The 18,966-nt window shown below is 42.8% G+C and carries 15 protein-coding genes and 1 riboswitch; of the genes, 12 read left to right on the plus strand and 3 right to left on the minus strand.

Features of this window, described 5'->3' with window-relative positions:
• The gene (locus ACFQ2J_RS13560) at window positions 1-2,400 is read left to right on the plus strand and encodes a heavy metal translocating P-type ATPase (RefSeq protein WP_386061406.1); all 2,400 of its coding nucleotides are present in this window, start codon (window positions 1-3) and stop codon (window positions 2,398-2,400) included.
• Window positions 2,401-2,628: 228 nt separating this feature from the next.
• Complete coding sequence (locus ACFQ2J_RS13565; protein ID WP_386061408.1) at window positions 2,629-3,321, plus strand: LptM family lipoprotein; 693 nt, start codon at window positions 2,629-2,631, stop codon at window positions 3,319-3,321.
• A gap of 180 nt (window positions 3,322-3,501) precedes the next feature.
• Here the strand turns inward: ACFQ2J_RS13565 and ACFQ2J_RS13570 are convergent, their stop codons facing one another.
• Together ACFQ2J_RS13570 and ACFQ2J_RS13575 are read right to left on the minus strand one after the other, a co-directional pair.
• Window positions 3,502-4,320, minus strand: coding sequence for a hypothetical protein (locus ACFQ2J_RS13570; RefSeq protein WP_386061411.1), 819 nt, complete (start codon window positions 4,318-4,320; stop codon window positions 3,502-3,504).
• Between the two features lie 161 nt (window positions 4,321-4,481).
• Complete coding sequence (locus ACFQ2J_RS13575; protein WP_386061413.1) at window positions 4,482-5,135, minus strand: DUF429 domain-containing protein; 654 nt, start codon at window positions 5,133-5,135, stop codon at window positions 4,482-4,484.
• 177 nt (window positions 5,136-5,312) lie between these two features.
• Here ACFQ2J_RS13575 and ACFQ2J_RS13580 point away from each other — a divergent pair, with 177 nt between their 5' ends.
• The 6 genes from ACFQ2J_RS13580 (at window position 5,313) to ACFQ2J_RS13605 (ending at window position 11,002) form a co-directional block, all read left to right on the plus strand.
• Entirely contained in the window at window positions 5,313-6,035 is a 723-nt protein-coding gene (locus ACFQ2J_RS13580; RefSeq protein ID WP_386061416.1) for a GntR family transcriptional regulator, read from the plus strand.
• 114 nt (window positions 6,036-6,149) lie between these two features.
• Complete coding sequence (gene panD / locus ACFQ2J_RS13585; RefSeq protein ID WP_386061418.1) at window positions 6,150-6,542, plus strand: aspartate 1-decarboxylase; 393 nt, start codon at window positions 6,150-6,152, stop codon at window positions 6,540-6,542.
• Window positions 6,543-6,700: 158 nt separating this feature from the next.
• Complete coding sequence (locus ACFQ2J_RS13590) at window positions 6,701-7,912, plus strand: threonine synthase (RefSeq protein ID WP_386061421.1); 1,212 nt, start codon at window positions 6,701-6,703, stop codon at window positions 7,910-7,912.
• A 350-nt stretch (window positions 7,913-8,262) separates the two neighbouring features.
• Window positions 8,263-8,347, plus strand: a riboswitch (cyclic di-GMP riboswitch).
• Between the two features lie 67 nt (window positions 8,348-8,414).
• Entirely contained in the window at window positions 8,415-8,915 is a 501-nt protein-coding gene (locus ACFQ2J_RS13595) for a hypothetical protein (RefSeq protein ID WP_386061424.1), read from the plus strand.
• 12 nt (window positions 8,916-8,927) lie between these two features.
• Entirely contained in the window at window positions 8,928-9,959 is a 1,032-nt protein-coding gene (locus ACFQ2J_RS13600) for a DUF5667 domain-containing protein (protein WP_386061426.1), read from the plus strand.
• A gap of 167 nt (window positions 9,960-10,126) precedes the next feature.
• Window positions 10,127-11,002, plus strand: coding sequence for an ATP-grasp domain-containing protein (locus tag ACFQ2J_RS13605; protein WP_386061429.1), 876 nt, complete (start codon window positions 10,127-10,129; stop codon window positions 11,000-11,002).
• Window positions 11,003-11,036: 34 nt separating this feature from the next.
• Here the strand turns inward: ACFQ2J_RS13605 and ACFQ2J_RS13610 are convergent, their stop codons facing one another.
• A complete protein-coding gene (locus ACFQ2J_RS13610) occupies window positions 11,037-12,341 on the minus strand; it encodes a hypothetical protein (RefSeq protein WP_386061432.1) in 1,305 nt (434 codons plus the stop codon).
• 237 nt (window positions 12,342-12,578) lie between these two features.
• On the opposite strand from ACFQ2J_RS13610, the gene ACFQ2J_RS13615 reads away from it, so the two are divergent.
• From ACFQ2J_RS13615 to ACFQ2J_RS13630, 4 genes are all read left to right on the plus strand, one after another.
• Window positions 12,579-14,006: a sodium:solute symporter family protein gene (locus ACFQ2J_RS13615; protein WP_386061435.1), complete on the plus strand. Its 1,428-nt coding sequence runs from the start codon at window positions 12,579-12,581 to the stop codon at window positions 14,004-14,006.
• A gap of 85 nt (window positions 14,007-14,091) precedes the next feature.
• A complete protein-coding gene (locus tag ACFQ2J_RS13620) occupies window positions 14,092-15,735 on the plus strand; it encodes an amidohydrolase (protein WP_386061437.1) in 1,644 nt (547 codons plus the stop codon).
• Window positions 15,736-15,817: 82 nt separating this feature from the next.
• Window positions 15,818-17,275, plus strand: a complete 1,458-nt coding sequence (locus ACFQ2J_RS13625) for an APC family permease (RefSeq protein ID WP_386061440.1) — start codon at window positions 15,818-15,820, stop codon at window positions 17,273-17,275.
• Window positions 17,276-17,410: 135 nt separating this feature from the next.
• A complete protein-coding gene (locus tag ACFQ2J_RS13630; protein WP_386061442.1) occupies window positions 17,411-18,871 on the plus strand; it encodes a helix-turn-helix domain-containing protein in 1,461 nt (486 codons plus the stop codon).
• The last annotated feature ends 95 nt before the right edge of the window (window positions 18,872-18,966 follow it).

Genomic DNA, 18,966 nt, shown 5'->3' on the forward strand with positions numbered 1-18,966 from the left:
GTGAAGCAACACCACATTGGTATTACAGGGATGACCTGCTCAGCATGCTCAACACGTATTGAAAAAGTACTCAATCGAATGAATGGCGTTGAAGCCAACGTGAACTTATCCATGGAAAGCGCAGCATTGAATTTTGACGAAAGCCAGATCGAGATGGAAGAACTGATCGGCAAGATTAAGAAGCTCGGATATGGAGTCAAGGAGGAAAAAGTAGATTTGGATATTCGTGGCATGACATGTTCAGCATGTTCCGGCCGCATCGAAAAAGGATTGAACCGGACACCTGGTGTCTACAGTGCCAATATAAACCTTACTACTGAATCAGGAACGATTACATATATCCCTGGTCTGGTATCGTTGGAAGAGATAATGGAAAAAGTGAAAAAGCTTGGCTATGAAGCAGTAGTGAAACAGGAGAGTAAAGAAAGGAAATCTCAAAAAGAAAAAGAGATACAGCGACAAAAAATCGTTTTCCTGATTTCAGCTGTACTATCCTTTCCTCTCCTGCTGACTATGATCGGCCATCTACCTTTTGACACCGGTGTGACCGTGCCGGGATTCATTGCAAACCCGTGGGTACAATTCACTCTCGCTGGAATTGTACAATTTGGAATAGGCTCCACCTTTTACGCTGGGGCATTTCGGGCACTAGCAAATAAAAGTGCCAATATGGATGTACTGGTCGCATTAGGTACTTCTGCAGCTTATTTTTATAGTGTGGTACAAACCATATTGTGGCAGACAGGCCAAGCCATGCATCCGGAACTGTATTATGAAACAAGTGCCGTATTGATTACCCTGATCATTCTCGGAAAATTATTCGAAGCTATGGCAAAAGGACGTACGACTCAAGCCATCACTAAACTACTGAATCTTCAAGCCAAAGAGGCTGTAGTTCTGAAAGGTGGTCAGGAATTAAGCATTCCAGTTGACCAAGTGATGGTTGGCGATCACATTATCGTCAAGCCGGGGGAGAAGATACCGGTAGACGGGGAAGTCATTCAAGGGGTATCCTCAATCGATGAGTCGATGATAACCGGAGAATCGATCCCAGTAGACAAAGATATCGGGGATATCGTAATAGGCTCGACAATTAATAAAAACGGGACCATTACAATGGAAGCGAAGAAGGTCGGCAGGGATACTGCTCTGGCAGGGATCATTAAGATTGTTGAGGATGCACAAGGTTCCAAGGCTCCGATACAAAGAATGGCTGATAAAATTTCGGGAATTTTTGTTCCAATCGTAGTGGGAATCAGTGTAGTTACATTTCTTACCTGGTTCTTCATAGTCAATCCCGGTGTATGGTCATCGGCTCTGGAAGCTTCCATTGCTGTTCTAGTAATTGCTTGCCCTTGTGCTTTGGGCTTGGCTACCCCAACCTCAATCATGGTAGGCTCAGGACGTGGTGCTGAAATGGGGATCCTGTTCAAAGGTGGAGAATTCCTGGAAGGCACCCAAAGTATCCAAGCGGTCCTATTAGATAAGACAGGGACCATTACAGAAGGAAAACCACGCGTTACCGATGTAAAGACTTTAACTGGAGACGCCTCTGACTTTTATTTGGTTTCCAGTGCCGAAAAAAGATCGGAACATCCTTTAGCGAGCGCTATTGTTGCATATGCGATTGAAGAAGAGTTCGACTCCCTGGATCCGGATGAGTTCCAGTCGATTTCAGGTCATGGTGTCATTGCTCAGGTATCCGGTAAGAATGTAGCGGTTGGAACCAGGAGGCTGATGCGGGAACAAAACATCGATTTCAGTGATGCGGAGTCCTATTTAGAGTCTTATGAAGCAAACGGCAGAACCGCAGTACTTGCTGCAATTGATGGGAAAGTCCAATTTGTCATCGCAATCGCAGACACCGTTAAACCAAGTTCTAAAGAAGCAATTGCACAAATGCAAAGCTTAGGTTTAGAAGTATATATGATGACTGGCGATAACCAGCTTACAGCAAAAGCAGTAGCGCGGGAAGTCGGGATTCAAGAATCGAATGTATTTGCAGAAGTATTACCTGAAAACAAAGCAGAACACGTGAAAAGAATCCAAGCTTCAGGAATGAAAGTGGCGATGGTTGGAGATGGAATCAATGATGCTCCAGCACTGGTCACTGCGGATATTGGGATCGCTATTGGAAGCGGGACAGACGTAGCCATTGAAGCAGCGGATGTAACACTGATAAGTGGAGATCTACTCAATATTCCTAAAGCGATTAAATTAAGTAGGAAGACAATGCGTAACATCCGTCAGAATCTATTTTGGGCTTTATTCTACAACACGAGTGGAATCCCGGTCGCAGCTATTGGCCTGCTGGCTCCTTGGGTTGCAGGGGCGGCCATGGCATTCAGCTCCGTGTCTGTAGTATCAAACTCATTGCGATTGAAACGTCAAAAAGTGTGAATTTAAAAGGTGCCTGGCTGATGAGCCTGGCACTTTTATATTTTAAATGTAGGTTTTATTAAGATGGATCCATTAATGTAATATCTAAGGTTCGTGAAAAGTGCTCGGATATAATTTACATATTTTTCATAAATTGGGTTTTCGGTGTGTCGAATGGTGGTAGGTAATAAGGAGTGATTATTGGTGAAAAATTCTTAACACACTAAATTCAAAGGGAGCGTTAATTGGATGAGGAAACTGCTAGTACTTGTAATGTTTATTTTGACTGTTTCTATGTTGGCAGCCTGCGGTGGTGAAGAGGGAACATCTGATTCAGATGTGGAACAGGTGGAAGCATCCACTGATGAAGGTACAGAAGATGAAGAGGAAAATGAGGAAGACACCACTGAAGAAGAAATGGACAGTGAGGAGAATACAGAAGATTCCTCTATGGATGACATGAGTACTGAGGAAAATACCGAGGATTCCTCCATGGATGATATGGACACCGAGGAAAGTACAGAAGAAACGATGGGCGATGAGAGCAGTGCTGCCGTTCCTGAAGAACTGGAAGCTGAAGTGATAGCAGTCGTTGAAGAGAACTTAAAGCTTGCAGAAGAGGAAGACTATGAGGCATATATGAATATGAACGCGGAACAAGCGGTAACAGAACAGCTCGAAGCTCAAACACAAGCACTTTTTGAAAATTATGAGCTCGACTATGAGCTGGAAGAAATCTCTGTGCGTTCAGCCTCTGAAGAGCAAGCAGTGGTGGAGGTCGTCCAGAAAACGATGGCAACTGATATTGCGGAAGGGTACCAATTCCAGAATAACAGAGTAAATGCAATCCATACGCTAATTAAAGAAGATGGAGAATATAAATTTGCTCAATCCCAGATTGTAGGCATGCAGAACCTTGATGAGAATGGAGAACCGATGTAAACAAATTAGACGGACAATCGAGTCCGCTCCTGAGGTATAAAAATTAAAGATAAGGAAGAGTCACTGAGATAGTCACAGTGGCTCTTTATTAATGCCGACACTTTATCAGTTTAACGCACTGAGGGACAACGCACTGAGGGACAGTCCCTCAGTGAGTTAATGCGTTAATGCGTTAATGCGTTAATAAATTTCTTCAGTGGATTCCGTGACTACATCGTATTTATATACTGTTCCTGTGAATGGATCAACGTGGAAAAACTTAGTCCTATAATGATTCCGATAGGTTTCAATTACATATTTTTCACCATTCACAACTCTCTCAATATAATCTTCGAACGTTGGATTCTCTATATCGACGATATCAAGTTCATCAGGGCTAGCGTCTAATGCGTAACCTAACAAACGATATGCATCTGAAAGTGTATGCAAGGAATTCAAACTCGTGATCAACCAATCGTCTTCTTCCTTTTCCAACGTATATTCAAATAATGTAGGCTGTTCATACAAGTTTACTTCCACATAGACCTTTCGTTGATCATTACTATCTACTATTCGGTAATTTGTAGGCAGTTCTTGATCTGCCAATGGGAAGGTGTAGGAGTATTCATACACATAGCCAGGGTTGTCATAAATGTTCTTTAAAAGGCGTTCACTGAGTGGTGCTTCAATTCGGTTCAAGATTTCTTCGAACGACTCATTGAAAGATAATCCAGTTTCATCTTCCTGGAAAGCATCTGCAAATACCTCTAGTGCTTCCGTTTCACTGTCGATGATCAACTGGATCGTTTCCTCATCTGTGAGAGTATCTTCGACTGGGGTGTTCAATTCATCCTGTTCCTGATTTTTATCCGCACTACTGGCAACCTCCTCCTCTTGTACGCTGGCAGTCTCTGAAGCAGTTGTTTCATTCTTTGTTTCATCTTTTGATTCCCCTATTGCATTGTTGCAACCGGCCAACAGAAATACTGTCATCAAAAAAATCATTGGTGTTTTTTGCATAGAAGCATCCTTTCTAAGTCTAGAGTAGTAAATAAATCCTTTGATAAGTGCAACGTTTCTAAGTATATACCAAATTTTTCTTATATGTAAGACTATATAACTATCAGTCTCATAATCCTTCAAAATTAAAAGTGTTTACACCGTCTGCACTTCTCAACTCGTCAAAAACATAGGGCAAAAGGATTCTCCTCACTCGTTTTTTTCCATACCCATTTCACTTCTTTATTAGGATCGATCCAGCACCATGCTGCCAATGCTGCTGCACATGCATCGATGGTATGGGAGGTTTGACTGACAGAAATCGGAAGCCCTTCAATCCCCTGTGATGGAAACCACTCTGCAATTGCAATTCTTGAGTCAAGTTCCTTCTTATACAATAGAGCATGTTTCTTATCCTCTAAACGTGTGCCGATGGCTGCCCCGGGATGGACCTCTGCGACCTGGAGATGATTCAGAGCTTCTGTCATCATGATTCTTCGCGTCAATGAAATTCCCCGAAGCGTTAAGTATGCCATCCTTGTTAATGTAGGTGGCATTACGGAACTGCCGTTGAGGCCGTTGTCCTTCATCAATTTCCTCAATTGCTTGTCTTGTGGCCGATCGCCACCTCCATCCTGGTAAGATAATGGTGCATCAATTGCTACTGCTATGTCTTCGTACTGTTGAGCGGCAACGAGCGTAGTGATGATATCTTCATCAGAAGCACCAAGCATTAAATCATCCAATAGGAGTCGTTCGCCCTTTTGAGAAAAAACTGCTACAGCCGTATCTTTATGGTTACCTGGACCAGACAGGTCGATGCCGATGATTTTCATAAGCCATCTCCTTATCGTTATCTTGTATAAATTTTTGTTCCTATTATTGTACATGAAATAGCATACAAGAAATTATCATGTGCATCGATAATTTCAAATCAGAATTTTCTTTTAATAGATTTCCGTTTATACTATATGGTGGGGGGTATAACAACAGCATAGGACAGGGTGATGAGTATGACGTTGAATTATACAGATTCGGTTCCACTTCATATACAATTGAAACAAATCATTCAACAGTATATAGTAGAAGGTATTTACGAAGAGAAGATTCCGAGTGAACGTGCTTTTATTGATGAATATCATGTCAGCCGCAGTACGGTCAGGGAAGCGATCAATCTTCTTGTGAGAGAAGGTATCGTTGAAAAAAGACATGGCAAAGGGACCTACATAACGCTGAAGCCAATTGATGATTGGCTAGGTAATCTGAGCAGTACATCTGAAACGATTGAACGGATGGGGATGAAGCCTGGCGCAAAGTTGATTCATTCAGAAATCGTTCAGTTGAATGAACGCATGCAGAGGATTACGGGTCTCAAGGAAGCCTATCATTTCATACGGGTACGGTATGCAGACCGTACGCCGATTGGTGTTGAATATCACTATTATCCAACAGATATTGGCCGTAAGTTGAGTACGTATGATTTGAATGAAGTGACGCTCTATGACGTAATTGAATTAGAGTTGGGCATCAAGATGTTTGAAGCGGATCAAGTCATTCGGTCTGGGATGGTGCCCGAAGAGGTTGCAAAACTGCTTGATATATCCGATCGCACTTGTATTTTGATAACGGAAAGAAAATTGACCGATGTGAATGAGGAATTTGTAGAACTTGAGCAAGCATTTTATCGGTCGGACATGTATGCTTTTAAAATCAAATCATCCAGGAATCGTTCATGAATGCCGGTATCGTTACCGGCATTTTTTCATTCTATGTGCAACTGGTACGGACGTCCTTACAACATTGCCTATCGACAAGTTGTGTTATACGATATCAAAAAAGGAGGATTTAATATGCAACGCATGATGTGTAAAGGTAAAATTCACCGCGCTACAGTAACAGAAGCTGAACTTGATTATGTAGGTAGTATTACAATTGATTATAAGTTGATGAAAGAAGCAGATATCAAACCTTACGAAATGGTCCAGATTACGAACCTTAAAAATGCAACGAGATGGAAGACGTATGCTATACCTGCACCTGAAGGCTCGAAACGGATCTGCCTGAATGGACCTCCTGCCCACTTGTTTTCTCCTGGGGACATCGTCATCATCCTAAGTCTCGGCATGATGACAGATGAAGAAATCGAAACACTGAAGCCTAGGGTCGTTTTTGTTGATGAAGAAAATGAAATCACTTCCGTAGAAGAGCATGACTTACATTGGCCAGAAGGCGTCAAAGCCTGACACCGTTCTTCCAGCTGATCGCTTGATCAGCTGGGTTTCTTTTAACCTAGAAGCACCCTACTAGAATACGAGAATGAAAGTGTAACAACTCGCATCCAATCAAGAATGGGTGTGACTTAAATTTTCAAAATAGTCGGAAAAACCGAAGGAGGGCAAACATGAGATTTTGGTTTACATGTAATGGCTGTGGAAAAAACAAAACATTTGATTTAATTGAAACCAAATGTGAATGTGGTGGCACTTTGGGAGTAGAATATGACCTCGATATGGTGGCACATACATTTACGAAAGAAAGCCTGAAAGAACGGGTTCCTTCTATGTGGAGATATAAAGAGCTTCTCCCTGTCGAACATATGGAAAATGTCATTTCCTTAGGGGAAGGCTGGACGCCGCTCGTCCGCCTTGAAGAAGCGGAGAAAGAATATCCTGTCAAAAAGTTGTGGGTGAAGCGGGAAGAACAGAACCCGACTGGCAGCTTCAAATCACGCGGATCATCAGCAGCAGTGTCTGTAGCAAATGAGTATGGGGTCAAAAAAGTTGCCGTGAATTCTAATGGGAATGCCGCTTCAGCACTAGCTGCATATGCGGGCTACGCTGGAATGGAAGCATATGCGTTCGTGCCTAAGGATTGCCCAGGCCTGATTGTGGAAGAATGCATGCTGCACGGTGCTCATACGTTTTTGGTGGATGGTTTGATCCAGGATGCTGGAAAGCTGATCCAGGACGGAAAAAAAGAGCAGGGCTGGCACAATGTCGGCACATTGAAGGAACCGGGAAGAGCTGAAGGAAAAAAGACGATGGGATTGGAATTGGCAGAACAATTTGATTGGAACCTGCCAGACGTAATCATCTACCCGACAGGCGGTGGATCCGGTGTCATCGGGATGTGGAATGCGTTTCTGCAGCTGAAAGAGCTTGGGTTCATTGAAGGAGATCTTCCGAAAATCGTCAGCGTGCAGGAAGATGGCTGTCAGCCTATTGTTACTTCGATTGAAACTGAAAGTCCATTCTCTGCACAAACCTATGGAGTCGTGTCCAACCCGACCGGCATGCGAGTACCAAGCCCTCCGGATGGGGAACTGATCACTTCTATCCTACGTGATTCTAATGGGACAGCTGTTGCGGTTACCAAAGAAGAAATCAAAGATGCGCAGTCTTACTTCGGTAAGTATGGAGTTTCTTCATCACCGGAAGGATCCGCGACGATGGCAGGATTCAAACGGTTGGTAGAAGAAGGCTGGCTCTCTGAAGATGACGAAGTCGTACTATTCAATACCTCACACGCTATGAAATACTTACCATATGAAGTGTCGAACGTACCTACAGTAAAGAACTATCAGGATTGGATAGCGACTCAGCACGTATTTTAATGTAAAATGCTAAGCGTAAGCGCTTAGCATTTTTTTGTGAGCCAAGTGTAATCTGCTTTCCAGCGAGTCTTAAAAGGTTGCCGGCGAGTTTTTGAATTTACCGGCCACTTGCTCACCTTTACCGGCAACTTCCGGATTTTTCCGGCGCCATCTGAAATTTACCGGCGACTGACTCTTAATACTTACAATCTCTATACGCTTAGCACTTTTTGATCGCAATTTACGATAGGGTATTAGGTGTGTATATTTTCCTGATTAGTCCAATTATTCGGGTTTATATTCCTGATTTAGGCATAATTAGATAAAGCATCAAAGGTAATTATGGTATTATTAGATTATCAACTTCATATATTCGACAAAGGCAAACCTATTGAAAAGTAGGGACGCAAAGCTACAGGGGCTAAAGGTGTTTATCTATGCTTGCCAGCTGCCAATTACGTGTAAACCTATCCATGTAATTGGATAGGTTTATTTATTTTTTCAATACAAAGGAGGTTAGGATTTGAGATTCCGCAGCTTTATCGTAAGTATTTTGTTGTTATTTACATTAAGTGCATGTAATTCGCCTGAGGAGGTGCAAGGCAAACAAGGGAATTCTTCTAAAGAGAGTAAAGAATCGGTCTTATACGAAAATACTTCTTATCATTTATCTGTTGGGGAAATGGAAGGCTGGTTACTTGAAAAAGAGACAGACGAAGGTAGACTTCATGCGAAATTCACCAACAATCAATCGAAAGCAATTGTAACCGTAACCGAAACAACTAAATCTTTCGAAAACATCAAAGATGAGTTGAAAGATGGAGCGGGTAAAGTAGATGTGGTTCAAGATGATAAGGCTTCTATTTCTTTTATCTCTGGATTGAATGAAAAGATGAGAACAGATATTTATATAAAGAAACATCGAGAATTTACATATGTATTTACGTTCATTTCACCTCTCTCAGCTTATGAGAAGAAAGAGAATGAGATCAAAAAATTCTTGGATGAAGTCCATCTAAAATAAGGGGGATTTATAATGAGAAAAGTGTTAAGTGTAGGCGCTGCTTTCAGTCTGGTATTTTCAATCGGGATGACAGGTGTGTCTGCTGAAGAAGGACAGACCGATATTCAGTCTGAGTTTTATCAAACGATACGTTTTATGGAAGAGTCCACTTTTGAATTAACAAAGGATCAAAAGGAAAAAGTGCACTTATTGAATGAATTTGCCGAAAAGCGAATGAATGAAATAGAGACTGCATTGGAACGTGGGGAAGAAGAGCTTGCCTTACAATTGATTGATGAATTGGAAAATCTCATCGATCAAAAAGAGGAAAGTGTCACTGTACTGAAGGATGGAAGTGATTCGGAAACGATTGAAGATGATTCACTGGATGAAGCACTGGAGTCTTTGACTAAAGGTACAAAACAAATTGATGCCCTTCTTCAAAGAGATGACTTGCCTGAAGAGGCGAAGAAAGGTTTGGAAAAAGCGTTGGCTCAGCATCAAAAAGTACTGCTTGACTCCAAGACCTCAAAAGGCTCGGCTGAGGATGAAGACGAAGAAAAGAACGACGATAGTAATGATGATGAGGAACAAAAAGAAGAAAAGAACAGTAATAGAGATCGTGACCAAAATCGAGTAGATCGTAACGAAGATAAAGATGATGACAGAGATCGCCGCGATGACGATGATGACCAGGACGAAGATGAAGACGAGGACGATGACAGAGATCGCCGCGACGACGATGATGACCAGGACGAAGATGAAGACGAGGACGATGACAGAGATCGCCGCGACGACGATGATGACCAGGACGAAGATGAAGACGAGGACGATGACAGAGATCGCCGCGACGACGATGATGACCAGGGTGAAGATGAAGACGATGATGATGACAGAGATCGCCGCGACGATGATGATGACCAGGATGAAGATGAAGACGAGGACGATGACAGAGATCGCCGCGACGACGATGATGACCAGGATGAAGATGAAGACGAGGACGATGACAGAGATCGCCGTGATGACGATGAAGATGACGAAGATGAAGATGACGATGAACAGTGAGACGACGATTGATGTAAGGATGATTTAATAATTGGCTTTGTAAAAAGCGCTTGTGAGGATATGACTTCTCCCAAGCGCTTTTTAATTTTCAGTGGAGAGAGGTGATATCAATTGACTTCTATTTCTACTATACTGTGAATAGTAGTTAATTCAGGGAGGCATCTTACATGCTAGGCTGGCTGATTGTAAATAGTTTTACTGCTTCATCTAAAAAGTTTCAGGACAATTACGACTTACTTCAGAAAGCTGCAAATCTAAGAAACATTTCTCTGACGATTAAAACAGATATTGATTTGTTTTATGTCTTACATAAAGAAGAGAGTAAGAATACAAAACCTGATTTCGTTATTTCTTGGAACAATGATGTATTTCTGGCAAAGTACTTGGAGAGCTTGGGCGTTCGTGTTTTCAATTCATCGGAAGCAATTGAACATACTGCAAATAAAGCGCTGACCCATATTCGTCTGAATGATTGCGGTTTACCAATGCCGAAAACGATTCTGGCACCGGTCAACTTCAATCAGTCCGAGGGTTTGTATAGGGATTTTATTGAGAGAGTAGTTGATGAGCTAGCATTTCCCATGATTATTAAGGGTTGTTACGGATCTTTCGGAAAGCAAGTGTTTCTTGCTCATTCCGCACAAGAATTAGTGGAGAAGGCTCAGGTGTTCCAGCATAAGCCGTTCATGTTCCAGGAATTCATCGCATCCAGCAACGGCCGCGACGTGCGTATCAATATTGTCGGTAATCAGCCGGCTGCATCAATGCTCAGGACTTCTGGTAACGATGACTTTCGGGCGAATATCACCAATGGTGGCATCATGCGAACCTATCAACCAACGGATGAACAAATACAGTTGGCTATCCGTGCTAGTAAGGAGCTTGGGCTTGACTTCGCCGGGGTTGACCTTCTGTTCGGGAAAGAAAATCAGCCGATCATTTGTGAAATTAACGGGAACTCCCACATTAAAAACATTACGGATTGCACAGGTGCAGACATCGCTGGTGCCATGATTGATCATGTAATTGCCGAGATTCGATAATGAAAAGAGACTGACCAGCTGGCCAGTCTCTTTCTTATTGTAAAGCAGTAAGGGAGGAGCGGATTTCCTGTTGATACGCATTGATTTTGTCAAATTTACCTTCAAAAGAAGTCTCCAATAACGGATCCTTTTCAAGTCCTTCGTAGCTCGGATAAGCATATTTCAGTTGCCCGAGTGAATCCGTGATATCTTGTTTTTCTGCAATCAATAGATTTATCTTTGCAAGACTCGCCAGATGATACTCAAAGTTGAAGGATTCCTGGAGATGAGATGGCGTTTCTCGTTCCAGAATATCAGAAATAAGGATGTTCAGCCGGTTTCTTGCCACCAGGGCGTCATTCATGATACTTTGCCAGTCTTCCCCTTCATATGTAACGGAAGTCTGCTGCAGCAAGTAAGTGGATCGAGCATCATTGTATTTGATGAAGCCTTCCCACATCACATCTTTATGTCCGTTTTCAAGTGCCTGATGAAAGGCATACTTGGCCTCATTCAAATAGAGAATGAACAATTCCAAATCTTCACTGGATAATTGGGTGTGAATCGTCTGTTTCACTTTCAGTGCACCTTCAGTGGAAAAGAAATCAAGGTTGTCCATGTCGTATTTCCTCCTGAGGATGCCATTCGCTTTTTTATTGTAGTACAGACCAAGATAATTATAGTAGACCGTCTGGGTGACGCTATTCTTCAGCATCGTTCCTCTCACATCAAGAAGAGTGGAGGTCACTTGCTTATCGTTACGGTGGGTCAATTGTTGGTATGTAGTGATGGATTTGATCAGCTTGACCGTTTCATCAATCAGAATCAGGTTCCCTGTGCTTACAGCCAAAAATGCTTGCTTACGTTGGTCAATCAGTTCTAAGACATGATCCATCTTATCGATATTCCGCTGCCGGTTTTCGTCTGCTGCGTTGAAAAGATAAGGAAAGAACACAATGATATCAATGAAGTACTGAAGATGAGTTGCAAATTCAATGGCGGTCTTTGATTCTTTCGAAAATCTATCCTCAAGTTGTTTGAAAATCTCGTCTCCTACTTTTTTGGAAGTCTCCATATCATAGACCCTCAAAAGGCTGGTGAAGGATGTGACGTAGTTCTCATTTTCTAAGACATTACCATCCATCTGAGTGATGACATTGACACTGTCGATCGACAAATATGTTTTCATCGCAAAGATGAACGCCGAGAATGATACGATCAAACCGGTGACAGTGGTTGTAAATTGGATGAATTCAGCTGTGTCCTTGAAAGGGAAGATAAAATAACAAATAAAAAAAGATAATGCTGCTCCAAAAACGATGAAGATATACCGATAAGGTACTTTCGGGATCTTTTTCATATATATGACCTCGCAATCCTGGATTTCATTTCTTTATTATATCAAACCAAAAATGGAGGTGAGCTTACATTCTGTCGTAAGATGTAAAAAAATGTTTTTTGATTTTGGTTGTGTTACCTTTATAATAGTAAATGGCCTAAAAATTCGGAAAATTTATTTTGTTTGAATTTGTATGATCAGGGGGATACACCCCATTCATAGGCTGAATTAAATACATAGAAAGATGGAGGCAATTCAATGGCTTGGTATTTATCGTACATCATCATCTACTTTACCTTCATGTTCGCTCTTGGTGTGTTTTATTTTCTTAGAGTGAAATCATCGAAGGATTACTTGATTGCAGGCTGGAACATGGGCTTCTGGTCGATTGTCGGAACTATCATCAGTACCTTTTGCGGGGCTGCAGTATTTATCGGTTGGTTGGGAATGGGATTCACGGTAGGACTTTCAGGGTTCTTCCAATTTGCACTGCCAGCTGTATTCTTCAGTATTTTATTGATCGTCGTTTTTGCAAAACCGTTACGCAGACAGAAATTGTTTACGCTCGCAGATTTGTTCAGTGAGCGGTTTGGGAAACGGACTGGGGTCATTCCTTCTGTATTATCCGCATTCGTTTATTCCGTACCGACATTGGCATTACAGATGGTCGGGATGACGACCGTTTTCACCATCGCGTTTGGAATGGAAGTGAATACAGGGTTGATTCTGGCATTCGTTCTTATCTTGAGCTTTACGATTCTCGGAGGATTGCCAGCAACGATCATTACCGATGCGATTCAAAGTATCATCGTCATCGTTGGTATCATTGCGCTCTTTATTGCAAGTATCATCTATGGCGGTGGATTTGGAGAAATTATCTCCAACACACCAGTTGAATATTTGACACCTGTTGGTCCTGATGGGTTAGGTGCGGTACTGCTATTTGCTTTGTCAGTCGGACCATTCTATATGATTTGGCAATCGACATGGCAACGGATTTTTGCATCGAAGACAGAGGAAGTAGCTAAATCTGCAGGGGTAACAGGCTTTTTAATCGCAGGTGCTATTTCGTTCCTTCCTTATTCCATCGGTGTGATTGCACGAAACTATGTGCCGTCGGATATGGATCCTGACTTACTTTTCTCTTATGTTACCGTAGAAATGCTTCCTCCGTACCTTGGAGGAATCGTGCTTGTCGGCCTGCTTGCTGCATTGATGACTGGAGCGACATCATTCATCCTGCAGGGAAGCTCCAACTTGACTGTAGACCTGTACCAGCACATGATCAACCCGGACGCTTCTGAGAAGAAAATGATGTTCGCTTCACGTTTAACAGTTGCTATCATCAGTGTCCTAGGGTTGCTTGTTGCATTCAACCTGACGGATATCGTGACGATGTACCAGTGGGCGTTGCGTCTATCAGCCGCTACTCTTGTCTTCCCGTTCCTGGCCATTATGTTCTGGAAGCGGGTAACGAGAGCCGGCGTGGAAGTCAGTATGATTCTGGCTTTGGTAGCTACGTTGCTATACCCGTACTTGAACATTCCGATCGATCATACGATCTTCGGTCTGACAATTTCACTTGTCAGTTTGATTGTGGTCAGCTTGGTGACCAGTCATTCAAAAACAGAACAAATACATGCAGTATACTGGGAGAACTTAGCTTCTTCTAAGCGGAAATTGTAACCAATCATTGCTATGATAGGAATATCAAAAGGAGCATATCATGACGATATGCTCCTTTTAGTAGAAGAGAAAGGAACATACAATCATGACACAATTCGATACCATCATTAAGAATGCACATATACTCACGCTTGATCCGTCATCAACGGTTGCGGGATCCCTTGCTGTTTCTGAAGGAAGGATCACACAAGTTTGGAAGGAAAGGGACCCTGGAGTTGATGCAGAGCATGTCATCGATTTACAAGGGAAGACATTGATACCAGGCTTTATCGATACTCACAATCACTTGCTCATGTACTCCCAATACCTGGACCAGATCAATTGTACAGCTCAATTGAATCGAAATGTGAAGGATATTCAAAGTCGTATAGAAGAAGAAACGAAACACAAAGAAAAAGGGGAGTGGATTATTGGCTGGGGGTATGACGATACACTGTTAGCTGAAAAGCGTCACCCTACAAGAGCGGAACTGGATGCAGTTGCGCCGGATCACCCAGTTTTGATTCGCCACATTTCCAGTCATTTTGCAGTAGTGAACTCCTTTGCACTTGAGCTTGCGGAAATACCAGAAGATATCCAAGACCCGAAAGCCGGACATCTAGGAAGGGATGAGAGCGGAAAGCTTGACGGGGTACTGCATGAATTTGGAGCGATGAAGCTTGTAGATGATGTCATTCCTGATTATACCGTGGAGGAACTGGCTTCACTTATCGAACAAGGTGCCAACGATTACCTCGCTCAAGGAATTACGACGAACTCTGATGCCGGTGTGGGTCTTGTGAAAGGATTTTTAGAGTATAAAGCCCATGTAAAAGCCTTGGCAGAAAATAAAAACCCACTGAAAATGCGTTTTCTGATGCTTCATCATTTGCTCGGGGAAGGCGGACCTTTCGCTGGAATGAAAGCTGATGAGGTGGACCAACGTATTCAACAGGAGACAGCTGGTCGCGCACGATTAGATAGTGCAAAACTTTTCCAGGATGGATCGATTCAAGGGCTGACAGGTGCATTGAGGCAACCTTATTTCACCCGTCCCGAATTGTCCGGAGAGCTGAGTCATGACCAGGACGCTTTTAATGAAGAGGTGCTTGACCTTCACACCCGAGGCTTCCGGATTGCCACACACGGGAATGGGGATAGAGCAATAGGCTCCATCATCGATGCGTATTCTTCTGCTCTGCAGCAGGAGCCACGACACCATCACCGTCACCGCATCGAGCATGTCCAGACTGCCACGATCAAAGATTTGCAACAGATGAAAATGAACGGAATCCAAGCATCCTTTTTTATCAACCATGTGTATTATTGGGGAGACCGTCATCGAGACATTTTCCTTGGCGAAGAGCGTGCAAACCGTCTGAATCCTTTGAAGGAAGCAGAAGAACTCGGCATGAAATTTACTCTTCATTCTGATTGTCCCATCACACCGATCTCTCCACTGTTTTCCATCTGGGCAGCGGTCAATCGAGTGACTTCCTCAGGTGAAGTGCTTGGAGAAGCGCAACGCATCGACGCAATGACAGCTTTGAAGTCGATGACGATATGGGGAGCAAGGTTGAATTTTGAGGAAGAAGAGAAAGGCTCCATCGAAATTGGAAAGGCTGCGGATTTTGCAGTGCTGGATCAGGATCCTACGACATGTGATCCAATGGAAATCAAAGATATTGAGGTGGAGGCAACCTATATCGATGGAAAATGTGTTTTTTCAAGAGCTGAACTTGGAACTTGATGGAATTTGACGAAGACCCTTGAAAAAAGGATAATAAACGAGTACTTATATAAAAAATAGAAGAAATTAAAGGAGATTGACAATGGAAGAAAGAAAAACATTGCAAAAATCGTTTAAGTCCCATTGGGTCTGGGCGATTGCACTCGGCTCATCTATTGGCTGGGGCGCATTCGTACAGCCCGCAAACTGGATGGGACAAGCTGGACCAATGGGGGCGATGCTCGGGTTCGGAATCGGCGCACTGTTGATGATGGTAATTGCAGTAAGCTACGGTTTCCTGATTAAGAGTTTCCCTGTATCCGGTGGTGAGTTCGCCTATTCCTTCATCAGTCTTGGCCGTACGCATGCATTCATCTGTGGCTGGTTCTTGACACTTGGTTACATTTGTATCGTTGCATTGAATGCATCCGCCTTCGCACTAATGTTCAAATTCGTTTTCCCACGGTTTGTAGAAAATCTGCAACTTTATCAAATCGCAGGCTGGGATGTCTATGGAACGGAAATCGTTTTGGCTACACTCGCACTAGCTGTATTTGGATATTTCAATGTTAAAGGAACAGGCTTATCCGGACGGATGCAGTTCATCTTCTGTTCTGTCATGGTAGTAAGTGTTGTTGCATTGACATTCCTAGTCGGAGCACAGCCTGAGTCCGGGTTCTCCAATGTACAGCCAATGTTCCCTGCTGATAAAACTGCATTTGCAGCAGTGATTGCGATCGTAGCGATGGCACCTTGGGCCTATGTTGGATTTGATAACGTACCTCAGTTAGCAGAAGAGTTCAATTTTTCTTCTAAGAAAGCATTCAACTTGATTATTCTTGCGCTTATTTTTGCCGCACTCTTATACATGATGATGATTTTGGCGACAGCTATGGCACAGCCATGGGAAAGCCTTGTCGCAGAAAGCCTCCTATGGGGAACAGGTACTGTCGTACAGGATCTGCTCGGAACCTTTGGACTTGTCATTCTCGTAACCGCACTATCCATGGGTATTTTCACAGGATTGAACGGCTTCACAGTTTCATCAAGCCGTCTATTGTTCGCTATGTCCCGTGCAAAAATCATCCCTGAAGCATTCTCAAGACTTCACCCTAAATACAACACACCGTATGTGGGGATCATCTTCACAGTTGTGATTGCAATGCTCGCACCTTGGTTCGGACGTGAAGTCCTGATCTGGGTCGTAGACATGTCATCCATCGGTGTGACGATCGCCTACTTCTACACAAGCTTCACGGCGTATAAACTGTTCAAATGGAACATGGGTGCTGACTTCAACCCATCCGTGAACGTAGTAGCACCAATGAAAAAAGTATTCTCAGCATTAGGAATCGTCGTAAGCCTTGTTTTCCTATCGCTGTTGTTGATTCCAACTTCCCCTGCATTCCTCGGAATCGAGTCAAGAATTGCACTCGTTGCCTGGATCGTGCTTGGAATTGGATTCTACCTAGTGAAGCGTAAAGAGCTGAATGAAATTCCAGAAAGTGAAATGAACTATCTGATTCTCGGTAACAAAGAAGTTGTAGCCAAGAATCAGTAATTATTGAGCGTCCTTCCAGTGATGGGAGGGCGTTTTTAATGTGGGGATTTTGAATCTTTTATAGATGTGCATATATAGAAGAAACAAGGTATCTTAGTAATAGTAAGTTGTTTTTTGAAGAAAGGTGGTTCCACCATGGATTACGATATAGTAGTCGCAGATCGGGACAGCCAGGAACTGAATGGAATTCTCTGGCTGATTTCCAATTACGCGTTTCCGATTGCGACCCAGCATAAAGCAAAACATACAATCGAATTTATGGATGTTCTCGAGAACAAACGCCCTCGGATCATCTGTCTGGAACTAGATATGATTCCTAAAGATAAGTGGGAAATGGTTAAGCAGCATATCAAAAACTACGCTGACCAGGTAATTGCGATGACAGCGGAAGCTACTTTCGAAAGAGCTTCCCAGGCACTTGAGGTACGTGCGCTGGCACTTTGGGTCAAGCCGCTTTCTCCCTCCATGATGAAACACACGTTGCAACTGGCGATTCAAAACCTTACCTCAGATGGTACAGGAAATGCGTCTGCCCCAGTAATGAGTCAGCTTGGCTATGAATCGCTTTTTGTAGACGACCAGCGTCCTTTTTCATACGCGATTTATTTATTGAAAACAGAAAACCAGCATGACTTACCTCATTTGCGGCAGTTTATTCAACAATTCGATTTTAGAAGTCAGCCTTCTGTATTTTCTGTAAGTGATCAAATCATTCTCGTATTTCATGGTGAAGTGTCGGATCCTCTTTCTCATGCGCACCGCTTCATGCAGGAGTGGGAACTTTTTTCACAAGGAACATTGGCAATTGCATTGCATCCTGGAAAAGGAGAGAAGTCGGTTCATCAAATCTACACACAGCTCAGAAAAACAATGAAGATTACTTTCTTTACAGGATTCAAGCAAGTGTTACTTTCCTCCGATGAGCCCTGGAAGGATTTCGATCCCTTTTTGACACCTGAGGAACAGCGCACATGGATTGCAATGCTGGAAAAAGCTGATAAATCAGCAGTGAAAAGCTGGATGTATGATAAATTTTTCAATTTTGAAGCACCTTATCCAGCGCCGGGGATGTTAAGGACTAAGCTCACAAGTATCCTGGCTCAGCTAAGGAGATTCATGAACAGGAAGGAATTGACTGGCCCTGAAATTGAAGAATTCTACAAAAGCATCTTCAAACAGGTCCTGGACGGCGCGGTACTGAACCGGATTGTACAGGATCTTATTTTGTTCATCTACCAATTACTCGATGAGTTTGAAAAACACGCTCAGCTTAAACAAGTGGATCCGATTGAAAAAGCAATTTCATACATAGAGGCACACCATGCTGATTATAAACTCGGCTTAGAGGAAGTCGCTGCACACGTTGATCGGAGTCCGACTTATTTAAGCTACTTATTGAATGAAAAGCAAGGAAAGTCCTTTCGTGAATTGCTGACCGATGTCCGTATTACGAAAGCGAAAGAAAAGTTGCTGAATACGGATGCTAGTATCCTCAGCATAGCAAACGAGGTAGGTTATCAGAACGCGAATTACTTCAGTCGTGTTTTCAAGCAGGTTACTCAAACTACTCCTACAGCTTTTCGCAAACATAGATAATTATCAATTCATATATTTTTATATGTTTTTGTAAGCGTTTCACATAAAAGAGTATCTGAAATCATAGATTACTATAGAAATTCGAAACCTAGTGT

Source organism: Thalassobacillus hwangdonensis (assembly GCF_042675915.1).
GTDB lineage: Bacteria > Bacillota > Bacilli > Bacillales > Halobacillaceae > Thalassobacillus_A > Thalassobacillus_A hwangdonensis.